The organism is Salmonella sp. SJTUF15591, assembly GCF_043356435.1.
GTDB classification, from domain to species: Bacteria; Pseudomonadota; Gammaproteobacteria; order Enterobacterales; family Enterobacteriaceae; genus Salmonella; species Salmonella enterica.
Map to the genome: position 1 here is coordinate 444,935 of NZ_JBEUJO010000001.1, position 12,906 is coordinate 457,840.

At 50.3% G+C, this 12,906-nt stretch carries 14 protein-coding genes, 1 pseudogene and 1 other annotated feature; all 15 genes and pseudogenes read right to left on the reverse strand.

The window, feature by feature from the left end; all coding sequences use genetic code 11:
* Positions 1–60: 60 nt before the first annotated feature.
* Positions 61–774 (reverse strand): annotated as a pseudogene (gene ydiV / locus ABVM99_RS02160) (anti-FlhDC factor YdiV).
* Positions 775–1,087: 313 nt separating this feature from the next.
* Complete coding sequence (locus tag ABVM99_RS02165) at positions 1,088–1,552, reverse strand: C40 family peptidase (RefSeq protein ID WP_001213256.1); 465 nt, start codon at positions 1,550–1,552, stop codon at positions 1,088–1,090.
* Positions 1,553–1,628: 76 nt separating this feature from the next.
* Complete coding sequence (btuD, locus tag ABVM99_RS02170) at positions 1,629–2,378, reverse strand: vitamin B12 ABC transporter ATP-binding protein BtuD (protein WP_000080607.1); 750 nt, start codon at positions 2,376–2,378, stop codon at positions 1,629–1,631.
* Entirely contained in the window at positions 2,378–2,929 is a 552-nt protein-coding gene (locus tag ABVM99_RS02175) for a glutathione peroxidase (protein ID WP_001181565.1), read from the reverse strand. Before ABVM99_RS02175 ends, btuD begins: the two co-directional genes overlap by 1 nt.
* Positions 2,930–3,020: 91 nt before the next feature.
* Entirely contained in the window at positions 3,021–4,001 is a 981-nt protein-coding gene (btuC, locus tag ABVM99_RS02180; protein WP_023195090.1) for a vitamin B12 ABC transporter permease BtuC, read from the reverse strand.
* A 202-nt stretch (positions 4,002–4,203) separates the two neighbouring features.
* Positions 4,204–4,503 carry an integration host factor subunit alpha gene (gene ihfA / locus ABVM99_RS02185; protein ID WP_001229266.1) on the reverse strand — a complete coding sequence of 100 codons (300 nt, stop codon included), beginning with the start codon at positions 4,501–4,503 and terminating at the stop codon, positions 4,204–4,206.
* A gap of 4 nt (positions 4,504–4,507) precedes the next feature.
* A complete protein-coding gene (gene pheT, locus ABVM99_RS02190; RefSeq protein ID WP_000672402.1) occupies positions 4,508–6,895 on the reverse strand; it encodes a phenylalanine--tRNA ligase subunit beta in 2,388 nt (795 codons plus the stop codon).
* Positions 6,896–6,910: 15 nt separating this feature from the next.
* Entirely contained in the window at positions 6,911–7,894 is a 984-nt protein-coding gene (gene pheS / locus ABVM99_RS02195; RefSeq protein ID WP_000018570.1) for a phenylalanine--tRNA ligase subunit alpha, read from the reverse strand.
* A gap of 62 nt (positions 7,895–7,956) precedes the next feature.
* Positions 7,957–8,080 (reverse strand) — a sequence feature (Phe leader region).
* Positions 8,031–8,075: a pheST operon leader peptide PheM gene (gene pheM / locus ABVM99_RS02200; RefSeq protein ID WP_001386830.1), complete on the reverse strand. Its 45-nt coding sequence runs from the start codon at positions 8,073–8,075 to the stop codon at positions 8,031–8,033. Its footprint overlaps the feature before it by 45 nt.
* Positions 8,081–8,195: 115 nt before the next feature.
* Positions 8,196–8,552 carry a 50S ribosomal protein L20 gene (rplT, locus tag ABVM99_RS02205; RefSeq protein ID WP_000124850.1) on the reverse strand — a complete coding sequence of 119 codons (357 nt, stop codon included), beginning with the start codon at positions 8,550–8,552 and terminating at the stop codon, positions 8,196–8,198.
* A gap of 50 nt (positions 8,553–8,602) precedes the next feature.
* The gene (rpmI, locus tag ABVM99_RS02210; RefSeq protein ID WP_001124225.1) at positions 8,603–8,800 is read right to left on the reverse strand and encodes a 50S ribosomal protein L35; all 198 of its coding nucleotides are present in this window, start codon (positions 8,798–8,800) and stop codon (positions 8,603–8,605) included.
* Positions 8,801–8,895: 95 nt separating this feature from the next.
* Positions 8,896–9,438 (reverse strand): translation initiation factor IF-3, encoded by a 543-nt coding sequence (gene infC / locus ABVM99_RS02215; protein ID WP_001574431.1) that lies wholly within the window; start codon positions 9,436–9,438, stop codon positions 8,896–8,898.
* 3 nt (positions 9,439–9,441) lie between these two features.
* A complete protein-coding gene (thrS, locus tag ABVM99_RS02220) occupies positions 9,442–11,370 on the reverse strand; it encodes a threonine--tRNA ligase (protein ID WP_023195092.1) in 1,929 nt (642 codons plus the stop codon).
* Between the two features lie 259 nt (positions 11,371–11,629).
* Positions 11,630–12,484, reverse strand: coding sequence for a DNA/RNA non-specific endonuclease (locus ABVM99_RS02225; protein WP_001044094.1), 855 nt, complete (start codon positions 12,482–12,484; stop codon positions 11,630–11,632).
* Positions 12,481–12,795, reverse strand: coding sequence for a hypothetical protein (locus ABVM99_RS02230; protein WP_023195093.1), 315 nt, complete (start codon positions 12,793–12,795; stop codon positions 12,481–12,483). The genes ABVM99_RS02225 and ABVM99_RS02230 overlap by 4 nt, the downstream gene beginning before the upstream one ends.
* Between the last annotated feature and the right edge of the window lie 111 nt (positions 12,796–12,906).

Consider the following 12,906-nt stretch of genomic DNA (forward strand, 5'->3'; position numbering starts at 1 on the left):
GGGCCTCCTGTCTTCAGTGTAGACGGTTAATCACCGGTTAAACACCGGCAAACAGAAAGGTTATCGCTGAACGAGTTTAATGAGCTGGCTTACCGGCACCGGAGGCCATAGTCCGCCCTGGAATGCGCTAAACCCCAATGGCGCTGCGCGCGCAAACATCGCCTCAGTATCAATACCGGCAATCATCAGCGACTCGCAGCTGGAGGAGATCTGGGCAACGATGGCGTGCATGAATGGTTCGAATGAGATCATTTCAGCTCGCTGCTGAATAAAATTTTTATCCAACATGACTCGTTTGAAAAGCCCATCGAAAATAGCTTTAGTCGACGCCTCGCCTGCCCCAAAATTTGCCAGCATTAATGGGAAATGCATTGCCAGATTAGCTAACGTTTCATTGTTTTTGCCCTAGTTTAACCCAGGATAATTCTCATTTATAGCTAATTCAAGAAACGGAAAGCGCGCTGCCCGGGAAAAAAGTTCGCTATCTAATAATAATAAGTCACTAATTGCAGGCGGTAAATTAAGCCATGCAATAAGTTTATGCTGAATAAAAAAGTGCTGACAGGTTTCTAACAACGCCAGTTTTTCAACAAACAGACAGTATTGTTCCTCCACCGAAAGGCGAGGCGCTACCAACTCAGTCGGCATCCGCACGGCGCCGTCTTCAGCGGCAAACGTTGCAATAATCTCTAAACCAACAAGCCGAGCGTTTTCATCCATGACGGGAAGGAAAAAGAGTTCGGAATGGTAAAGCTCATCAAGTGAAGCAATCATTACGCCAGTCCCATGGTTAGGGCGCTATTCGCCATCCAGTCACTACGGACGGAAACAGACGTAACTTCAGATACTAATTGAAGCGTCATCATTTTTCTTGTTTACCGGTGAACCGGTTCCTTTTTTTAACTTACTCTGATTATAAACCAATATTCAATCTTGTACTTTTAACAGGGCGTGAACACGCCCGTTTTTAATAAAAGTACGTTTGTAAATGCTACGGTTATATCATTATATATGATGACAACAGATGTCATAAGTTCAACCGGCGATATGTTAAAAATAGACTATAAAATTTATATCGTCTGCGGGGTTAAATTCGCCGTGCCTGCCAGAAGTTTTTTCGCCAGTACACATTATCCAGCGATGAACGCATCACGCCACGACTGGTAGAGGCATGAATAAACTCATTATTTGTATCGTAAATACCAACATGTAAACCACTTTCGCCCGAACCGGTTTTAAAGAAAACCAAATCTCCGGGCAGCAATTCATCTTTATCGATTCTGGTGCCGATTTTTGATTGTTCACGCGTATCACGAGGCAACTGCAAATCAAACTTGTCGCGCATAGTGACTACCACAAAGCCGGAACAGTCCACGCCTCTGCGACTCATGCCGCCGTAACGGTATGGCGTACCGCGCCAGGACTGCAACTGATCGTTCAGACCCGCAATGACGGTAATGGAGTCTGATAATCTGGCATTTGGCGCCGGTGCCCGATGAGTACTGCATCCTGCCAGGAACAATGCTGTGATAACAAGAAGCCAAAAACGCATGCCGCAACAATCCTCTGTTTTTATTTTGGTATTAATTTAGCGTCGAAATTACCTGCTTTTCAAGAAACGATTTTACTTAAGTGGCCGAAATGAGCATTGGATGCCCCTCGACGTCGAGTCGTCGAAAGCGCAGACCGTAGGCTTGCGCCAGATAAGAGGGGGTGAGCACCTCTTCCCGGCGGCCGCAGGCAATGAGTTTACCGCGCTTTAGTAACCAGGCTTTATGCGCATGGCGCAGCGTGTGGTTCAGATCGTGGCTACTCATCACAATCGCAATTCCTGCCTGACACAAATGATGTAACACCCGATCCAAAGCGTTTTGTTGCGCAACATCGAGACTGTTCATCGGCTCATCAAGCAGCAATAATTGACCGACCGGATTAGCGTCGGGATGAATTTGTAGTACAACGGCAGCAAGGCGAACACGCTGCCACTCGCCACCGGAAAGCTGATTCACGCTTCGCCCCAGTTTGTCGCCCAATCCAAGCATATCGGCCACCTCGTTAAGCTGCCCGGTTCGCGTTTTATCAGGTTGATGCAATGTCAGGTAATGCCAGACCGGCATAGCGAACGGCGGATTTTGCTGTTGCGCAAGATAAGCGCGGTGTTGGGCAAGCGTTGCCGTCGCCCATGCCTCCAGCGGCGCTCCGCCAAACCTGATGCTCCCCTCGCCGGAGGTTAACCCTGCCATACGCGCCAGTAGCGTGCTTTTCCCGGCACCGTTCGGCCCGACAAGATGAAGGATCTCTCCTGCGCTTACTTCGCCGGAAAGCGGCCCCAGGCGGGTGCTCTCGGCGACATCCTTTAATTGCATCAATTGAGACATTATTTTGCCAACGCGATTTTTATGCTTTCCATCACAATAGGATCTTCAGGCGTCATATCCGGCGAAAAACGCTGTACCACCTGACCATCCCGGCCTACCAAAAATTTTTCAAAATTCCACAGAATATCATCCGGATAGAGTGGCGTACGCCCTTTGCTTACCATCCGTTCGTAAAAGCCGCTCTTCTCCGGCGCGACTGCCGTTGGCGCAGCGGCTATCAGTTTTTGATACAGCGGATGGCGCGCGTCGCCATTCACATCAATTTTACTGAACATCGGGAACGTGACGCCCCAGGTGCTGGCACAATAGGTTTTAATCTCCTCTTCGCTGCCTGGCTCCTGCCCCATAAACTGGTTGCAGGGAAAACCCAACACGACAAACCCCTGATCTGCCCACGCCTTCTGGATATTTTCCAACTGTTCATATTGCGGCGTCAGGCCACATCTGGAGGCGACGTTTACAATGAGCAGCACTTTTCCGGCGTATTTTTCAAGTGTAGTGACCTCTCCATCAATCGTCGTAACGTGAGTATTAAGAAGCGAGTTTTGCATGGTGTCTCCCTAATGTCGGTAGAATAGCGGGTTTCATCGTTAGCCTTTAATCATAGACTGCGAATGATGAAAGCAGTTGTTTACCGATGCGCTAACGCGCGGATTTGAGCAGCAGCCAGATAAACACTGGCGCCCCCAATGTGGCGGTGACCACCCCGATAGGCAGTTCAGCTGACGCAAGCGTCAGTCGGGCGACCACATCAGCCAATAGCAGGGCGATAGCCCCGGCCAGCGCGCAGCCGGGAAGTAAAACCCGGTGATCGGTTAAACCACATAAACGCAGGATGTGCGGAATAACCAGACCGATAAAACCAATCGCCCCCGCCATCGCCACGCTGACGCCCACCATCCAGCCGGTGGCGATGACCAACAAATTGCGCCAGAACCACAGCGGCAGGCCAAGCTGCCGCGCCGAGGTTTCCCCTAGCGCCAGCATATTCAGCGGTTGCGACTGGCAACATATCCAGATCAGTACCGGGATGAGCGCAATCATTAGCCAGCTCTGCTGCCAGTCAACGCCGCCAAATCCTCCCATCATCCAGTACATTAATTGCCGCAGATCGAAAGAGGTGGAAAAATAGATAGCCCACGTCATCAGCGCGCTACAGATAATGCCTAGCGCGACGCCCGCCAACAACAAGCGGCTGGTAGAAAGATGGCGACGCGCAAAACGCAGCAGGATTAACGTAATAATGAGCGCGCCGGCTATAGCGCACAGCCCCAGCGCCCATCCTGGCAGTTGCCCCTGCCCCAGTAAGACGGCGGCAATAAGCCCAACACCGGCCCCATTCGAAACGCCGAGCAGGCCCGGTTCAGCAAGTGGATTTTCAAACAGCGCCTGCATCACGGCGCCAGATAGCGCCAGCGCAGCGCCAACCAGCAATACCGCAAGCGTGCGGGGAAGGCGAATTTGCCAGACAAACAGTTCCCCCCGGGCGCTTAACCAGTCACCGGGGGCAATCCACTGTTCGCCTGCGCATAAGCTCAGAAGTGTAGCCAGTAGCACCAGCAGTGACAGGCTCAGAAGCCAGCGAACGTTTCGTCGCTGTTGTTGGCGGGCAAAAGTCAGCATGTTATCCATTCAGCTGAAAAGAGGTAGCGTGATTTTACGGTGGGTATCCTTTACTTGAAAGAAAAAAGGCCGCAATGCGGCCTTTTTAGTTATACGGGTCATCTTTCAGGCTGACAGATACGCTGTCATCCCGCTGATCTACTTTCGGGATGGCAGCGTATCTGCCGCAATACACCCTGATGGATGTTATGCCTGGATCTGATTACTCTTCTTTGGGCGAAGCGTTTTCGACCCGGCTCTTTAACTTCTGCCCGGGTCTGAAGGTCACCACGCGCCGTGCTGTAATAGGAATATCTTCACCCGTTTTCGGGTTACGCCCCGGACGTTGATTTTTATCACGCAGATCGAAGTTACCAAAACCAGAGAGTTTCACCTGCTCACCGTTTTCCAGAGCACGACGGATCTCTTCGAAAAACAGTTCAACCAGTTCTTTGGCATCCCGCTTGCTAAGCCCAAGCTTATCAAACAGATATTCTGACATTTCAGCTTTTGTAAGCGCCATAGGTTCAATCCCTCAATGATGCCTGGAATCGCTCTTTTAATGCCTCTACACATTTGGCGACGGTAGCGGCAATCTCCTCTTCTTCGAGTGTACGGTTGGTATCCTGAAGGATCAGGCTGATAGCGAGGCTCTTATAACCCTCCGCAACACCCTTACCGCGGTACACGTCAAATAAGTTTACGCCAACTACCTGATTTACGCCAACTTTCTTACATTCGGATAAAATATCCGCTGCGGGAACGTTTTCTGCAACAACAACCGCAATATCGCGACGGTTGGCCGGGAAGCGTGAAATCTCCCGCGCCTGCGGCACGATACGGTCTGCGAGCTTATTCCATTCCAGTTCAAACACCAGCGTACGACCATTCAGATCCAGTTTACGTTCCAGTTCAGGGTGAACAACCCCAATAAAACCAATACGTTCATCTTTCAGATAAATCGCCGCAGACTGTCCCGGATGCAGAGCCGGATTCATCTCCGCCTTAAACTGGATATCACCCAGTTTGCCGGTTAAATCCAATACTGCTTCCAGATCGCCTTTCAAATCATAGAAATCAACGGTCTCTTTTGCCAGGTTCCAGTGCTCATCATAGCGGTTACCGCAAATCACGCCAGCCAGCATCAGATCCTGTCGAATACCCAGATTGGCTTGTGTATCCGGAACGAAACGTAAACCGGTTTCAAAAATACGCACGCGATTCTGCTGACGGTTTTGGTTATAGACCACCGTCGCCAACAATCCGCTCCACAGAGACAGACGCATCGCCGACATCTCAACAGAGATAGGGTTTGGCAGCAGCAGCGCTTCTGCGCCTGGATGGATGAGCTGTTGTACTTTAGGATCGACAAAGCTATAGGTAATCACTTCCTGATAGCCTTTGTCGTTCAGCATGGTTTTAACCCGCTTCAACGACAGATCGGCTTCACGGTGCGTTCCCATGATTAAACCGGCCTGGATTGGCTCGTCCGGAATATTGTTATAGCCGTAAACGCGGGCCACCTCTTCCACCAGATCTTCTTCAATCTCCATATCGAAACGCCAGGTCGGCGCCACGGCTTTCCACTCGTCCTGCCCTTCGGTCACTTCACAGCCCAGACGACGCAGAATATCACTGACCTGCTCATCCGCAATATGATGCCCGATCAGGCGATCCAGTTTACTGCGACGCAGAGTAATGGTGGCGCGTTTCGGCAACGTTGCTTCGTTGCTCACATCAATTATCGGACCCGCATCACCGCCACAGATATCAAGAAGCAGACGAGTAGCGCGCTCTATCGCTTTATATTGCAGCGCCGGGTCCACCCCGCGCTCGTAGCGGTGAGACGCATCGGTATGCAGACCGTGGCGGCGAGCGCGACCGGTGATAGACAGCGGATTAAAGTACGCACACTCCAGCAGCACATTTTGCGTTTCGCCGTTCACGCCGGAATGTTCGCCGCCAAAAATACCGGCTATCCCCAGCGCCTTATGGTGATCGGCGATCACCAGCGTGTCCGCATTTAACGTCGCTTCGCTACCGTCCAGCAGGACGACGGTTTCACCCTCTTTTGCCATCCGCACGACAATACCGCCATCAATGCGATCTTTATCGAAAGCATGCATTGGCTGACCCAGTTCGAGCAGCACATAGTTCGTGACGTCAACCACCGCATCGATGGAGCGAATACCGCAGCGACGCAGTTTCTCTTTCATCCACAGCGGCGTCGGCGCGTTAACATTGATACCTTTTACCACCCGGCCAAGATAGCGTGGACACGCATCAGCGGCCTCTACTGTAATCGGCAGCGTATCGCTGATGGTTGCCGTAACCGGCGCCATTTCAGGCTCCTGGAGCGGCGCTTTGTTCAGTACCGCCACATCACGCGCAACGCCGATGATACCTAAGCAATCCGCACGGTTCGGCGTGACGCTAATTTCGATGGTATTGTCGTCGAGCTTCAGGTATTCACGGATATCGGTACCCAGCGGCGCATCCGCCGGCAGTTCGATAATGCCGCTGTGATCGTCGGAAATCCCCAGTTCGGAGAAGGAGCACAGCATCCCTTCAGACGGTTCGCCGCGCAGTTTCGCCGCTTTAATTTTGAAATCGCCCGGCAGAATAGCGCCAATGGTGGCCACCGCTACTTTCAGCCCCTGACGACAGTTTGGCGCGCCGCAGACGATATCCAACAGGCGTTCTCCGCCAACGTTGACTTTCGTTACACGCAATTTGTCAGCGTTCGGATGCTGGGCGCACTCAACCACTTCCCCAACCACAACGCCATTGAAGCTTCCCGCGACCGGCTCAACGCCGTCTACTTCCAGGCCAGCCATCGTAATCTGGTTAGCCAACGCATCGCTATCAATTGCCGGGTTAACCCACTCGCGTAACCACAGTTCGCTGAATTTCATTGTTTTATCCTGCCTTTATTTAAACTGTTTAAGGAAACGCAGATCGTTTTCGAAGAATGAACGCAGGTCGGTGACGCCATAACGCAACATGGTCAGACGTTCCATCCCCATACCAAAAGCGAAGCCAGAATAGATTTCCGGATCGATACCGACATTACGCAGCACATTCGGATGCACCATCCCGCAGCCCAGCACTTCCAGCCATTTGCCGTTTTTACCCATCACATCCACTTCCGCAGAAGGTTCGGTAAACGGAAAATAAGAAGGACGGAAGCGAATCTGCAGATCCTCCTCAAAGAAATTACGCAGGAAGTCGTGCAGCGTACCTTTGAGGTTGGTGAAGCTGATGTTGGTATCAACAATCAGACCTTCCATCTGATGGAACATCGGAGTATGCGTCTGGTCGTAGTCATTACGGTATACACGGCCCGGCGCAATAATACGGATCGGCGGTTGCTGCGCTTTCATCGTCCGGATCTGGACGCCAGACGTCTGGGTCCGCAGCAAACGGGTCGCGTCAAACCAGAAGGTATCATGATCGGCGCGGGCCGGGTGATGACCCGGAATGTTTAACGCATCGAAGTTATGGTAGTCATCTTCAATTTCCGGGCCAGTCGCTACGGTAAAACCAAGCTCGCCGAAGAAACTTTCAATACGGTCAATGGTACGCGTGACCGGATGCAGACCACCGTTCTCAATACGGCGCCCCGGCAGGGAGATATCGATGGTTTCAGCGGCCAGACGGGCGTTAAGCGCTGCGCTTTCCAGCTCGGCTTTACGTGCGTTAAGCGCCTGTTGTACCTGCTCTTTCGCGGCGTTAATGACTGCCCCGGCTGCCGGACGCTCTTCCGGCGGCAGATCGCGTAGGGTAGTCATCTGAAGGGTTAAATGCCCTTTCTTGCCCAAATATTCGACGCGTACATTGTCTAACGCGGCAACATCTGACGCCTGGTTAATGGCGGCCGCTGCATTGGCAACCAGCTCTGCGAGATGTGACATGGTTTTCCTCATTGTGTCGGTGAAGACACCGGTTCATTGGACGTAATCTCTCGATTTCAGATACAAAAAAAGCCTCCATCAGGAGGCTTTTTTGCGCTGTTTTTCGTTTCGTTTTTCACGCGCTAGCCTCCTGGGATCAGGTGCTAAAGTAAAAAAAGAAACGGAAAATAGCAGCGTTCATGCTTGCGTTACCTTATGTGGTAAAACCGAATATCCTTTATTGAAAAGGGTTACAGGTCAATTGTCAACTCACTGAACAGTAAATAAAAGAGAGGGAGCCAGGCTCCCTCTTTTCACTGGCTTATGCCAGAGCTGCTTTCGCTTTTTCAACCAGCGCGGTGAACGCGACTTTGTCGAATACGGCGATATCAGCCAGGATCTTACGGTCGATTTCAACAGAGGCTTTTTTCAGGCCGTTGATGAATTTGCTGTAAGAAATACCGTTCTGACGTGCTGCTGCGTTGATACGCGCAATCCACAGTTGACGGAACTGACGCTTACGTTGACGACGGTCACGGTAAGCATACTGACCAGCTTTGATAACTGCCTGGAAGGCAACGCGGTATACGCGAGAACGCGCACCGTAGTAGCCTTTGGCTTGTTTCAAAATTTTCTTGTGACGTGCGCGTGCAATTACACCACGTTTTACGCGAGCCATATGTGCTCTCCTGTATCTATTCTAATTAAAAAGTTAAAAACGTTAACGGCTTATGCGTACGGCAGGCACGCGATAACCAGGCCCAGATCGCCTTTAGAAACCATGGCTTTCGGACGCAGGTGACGTTTACGTTTAGTCGCTTTTTTGGTCAGAATGTGACGCAGGTTAGCGTGCTTGTGCTTAAAACCACCTTTACCGGTTTTTTTGAAGCGCTTAGCAGCACCGCGTACGGTCTTAATTTTTGGCATTTTAATAACTTCCACTTCGCATTGTTAATAAACGAAACATAGGCGAACAAAACCTGTGAAGCCCGAAGGCTTCACAGAATTGTTACTTGAAGGCCTTACTGTTTCTTCTTAGGAGCAAGCACCATGATCATCTGACGGCCTTCGATCTTCGTTGGGAAGGATTCGACCACTGCCAGTTCTTGCAAATCGTCTTTCACGCGATTAAGCACTTCCATACCGATTTGCTGGTGGGCCATTTCACGACCGCGGAAACGCAGCGTGATTTTGGCCTTATCGCCCTCTTCGAGAAAGCGAATCAGGCTGCGGAGTTTTACCTGATAGTCGCCTTCATCTGTCCCAGGACGGAATTTAATTTCCTTCACCTGGATAACTTTTTGCTTTTTCTTCTGTTCCTTAGAAGACTTACTCTTTTCATAGAGGAATTTGCCGTAATCCATTATACGACAAACCGGCGGCTCGGCGTTAGGGCTGATTTCGACTAAGTCTACTCCGGCTTCTTCAGCTTTTTCCAGAGCTTCTCTCAGACTCACAATACCAAGCTGCTCGCCTTCCAGACCTGTTAAGCGAACTTCTTGCGCGCGAATTTCGCTATTAATACGATTCGGACGCGCCGTTTGAACTCGTTTTCCGCCTTTAATACTTTATTCCTCCAGTTGTTGAAGACTGCGGCTGCGAATCTCTTGTTGCAGCTTCTCAATCACGTCATTTACGTCCAGACTGCCCAGGTCTTTACCGCGGCGGGTGCGAACGGCAACTTTGCCTGCTTCCACCTCTTTATCACCACAGACCAACATATAAGGGACACGACGTAAAGTGTGCTCGCGGATTTTAAAGCCAATCTTCTCATTTCTCAAGTCTGCTTTTACACGAATGCCCGCATTTTGTAGTTTCTGCGTCAATTCGTTAACGTATTCAGACTGCGAATCGGTAATATTCATCACGACTACCTGAACAGGCGCGAGCCATGTCGGGAAGAAACCAGCGAACTCTTCGGTCAGGATACCGATGAAGCGTTCCATCGACCCAAGAATCGCACGGTGAATCATTACCGGCACCTTACGCTCGTTGTCTTCGCCTACATAGGAGGCGCTCAGACGAGACGGTAAGGAGAAGTCCAGCTGTACTGTACCGCACTGCCATGCACGATCGAGGCAGTCATATAAGGTAAATTCAATTTTCGGACCGTAGAATGCGCCTTCACCCAGTTGATACTCAAACGGGATATTATTTTCTTCCAGCGCAACTGCCAGATCCGCCTCAGCACGATCCCACATCTCATCGCTGCCGATACGCTTGTCAGGACGAGTGGAAAGCTTGACGACGATCTTCTCGAAGCCAAAGGTGCTGTACATATCGTAGACCATACGAATACAAGCGTTAACTTCATCGCGGATCTGCTCTTCGGTGCAGAAGATATGCGCATCATCCTGCGTAAAGCCGCGTACGCGCATCAGACCATGCAGCGCGCCTGATGGCTCGTTACGGTGGCAGCTACCGAATTCCGCCATACGCAGCGGCAAATCACGATAGGATTTCAGACCCTGGTTAAAGATCTGAACGTGGCCCGGGCAGTTCATCGGCTTGATGCAATATTCGCGGTTTTCTGAGGACGTGGTGAACATCGCATCTTTATAGTTGTCCCAGTGCCCGGTTTTTTCCCACAGCACACGGTCCATCATGAACGGGCCTTTAACTTCTTGATACTGGTACTCTTTGAGTTTAGAACGAACAAAGACCTCCAGCTCGCGGAAGATAGTCCAGCCGTCGTTATGCCAGAACACCATGCCCGGCGCTTCTTCCTGCATATGATACAGGTCGAGCTGCTTACCAATTTTACGATGGTCGCGTTTTGCGGCCTCTTCCAGGCGCTGCAGATAAGCGTTCAGAGCTTTTTTATCTGCCCATGCCGTACCGTAAATACGCTGCAGCATCTTATTATTGCTGTCACCGCGCCAGTATGCGCCGGCAGTTTTCATTAGTTTAAAGTGATGGCAGAAACGCATATTCGGCACGTGCGGACCACGACACATGTCGACATATTCTTCATGATGGTACAAGCCTGGCTTATCATCATGGGCGATATTTTCATCAAGAATAGCGACTTTGTAGCTTTCACCACGCTTCACGAAGGTTTCACGCGCTTCGTGCCAGCTGACTTTCTTCTTGATAACGTCGTAATTTTTCTCGGCGAGCTCATGCATCCGCTTTTCGAGCGCTTCGACATCTTCCTGAGTTAGCGTGCGGTCAAGATCAACGTCATAGTAAAAACCGTTGTCGACAACCGGGCCGATCGCCATTTTCGTGTGCGGCCAAAGTTGCTTGATAGCGTGACCTAACAGATGCGCGCAAGAGTGACGAATGATCTCCAGACCCTCTTCATCTTTTGCGGTGATGATGGCAAGCGTCGCATCATTTTCAATCAGATCGGAAGCATCAACCAGCTCGCCATTCACACGGCCCGCAATGGTGGCTTTCGCCAGGCCAGGACCAATGTCCAGAGCAACATCCATCGGGCTTACAGGGTGGTCATAATGGCGTTGGCTGCCATCAGGAAGAGTAATAACAGGCATGTAATATCCTTATTTGCAGTGGTGACCCATACGCAAGATCACATACAAAGAGAAAATGAATTTATTGACAGTGAGTTGTGTATCCATCTAGCCAACCATTGCTAAATTGGCGCACAACCTTCGACACAGACGAAAATCGCTATTTTCGTCCGGCATGACGATGGTAACACTAAAAAAAGGGAGATTGCATCACTCTGTAGCAAATCAAGGCCCTTGACAGAGTTTCTCCGTTATCTTTCCACGCGCTGTATAGCGCTTCTCATCGACAACCTAACCTCTGCGCCAGACTCCCCTTTGTTGTTTTCACCTCGCTGGCTACCGCTTCAGGCAAGGCAGACCACAGCGTCAGCACTGGCTTCGTTTTATGTTCGATAGCCTCCACGGTAACCTGATAGTCGCAAAAATTCGCCGAACGGGGCGTATTCTGATCCATAATAAACGCAGCGTAATTTCCTTCACTTTTTGACGGCGCCGTTCCGGTGAATAAAACCTTCCAGTACCCGCTGGGAATTTCTACCGTCGCATCTTCTGGCAATGTGGCGATATGCCGCTCAAAAAGGGGGCCGGTCACTACGTGCACTACAGATACATCAGCCTGTTTGGCAAGTTCGCGCACCCGGTTTTCCAGTGCAGCCCATGCTCCCTGGTTCAGGGCGGATTTCTGCGGCGTAATATTCGATAAATAATTTAACGACGGCCAGTCCGAAACGCCGCCCAATCCTGCCAACGGCGCCTGGTGTCCCCTGTCGACTTTTAATAGCGTATGGGCATTTTTATAGGCCGAAGGGGCCAACGTATCCGAGGGCGGTAAATCGGGGTCCTGCGCCCAGTTCCGCGGGCGACCGCTTGCCTGGCTGGTCTTTGTCACGCTATAGGCAACCCAGTTGGCAAATTTCGTGGCGCTATTATTATTGAGCGTATAGACATGGCGATAGATTGTTTGTTGACTTCCTCCTTGAGGACAGCCAACGCTACAGTTATCAGGTTGCTGAACGAGTACGTTACGATGGGGTAACTCGGGTGCCGATGTTGTATCCTGGGGAGGATACGATGTAGTACATGCGCTTAATAATACTACGGGCAGTAATTTTAGCAGATTAATGGTCTTATTCACTTTTGCTTCCTTAATAATAACTGCCCTAATAATTCAGATAGTAATAATTTGGTTATATTACCCTGACAGCCGTTAGATACTCTCATCATTAAAGACAACACTATCACGGTAAAAATTAATAACAGATAAACATCGAAGCCATCATAGAAAATGAGCTCAAAAGAACACAACGTGATATTCATATTGATACCAAAAAACATCGTATTATATGCATAATCGTGAAGCCAATAATTTCTCGCACTCAGATAGCGAATGAAAAATGGATATTCAATAATATCTGGCGCATGTTTTTCAACACCATTTTTCAACATTAAGGCAACGTATCCTCTCAATGACTCGCTGCTGGCAGGAGTTTAGTTATATTTAAAGGTTTAATAAGCACTGCGCATCATGCTGCTGTGCTTATTACTTTGTAAAGATAA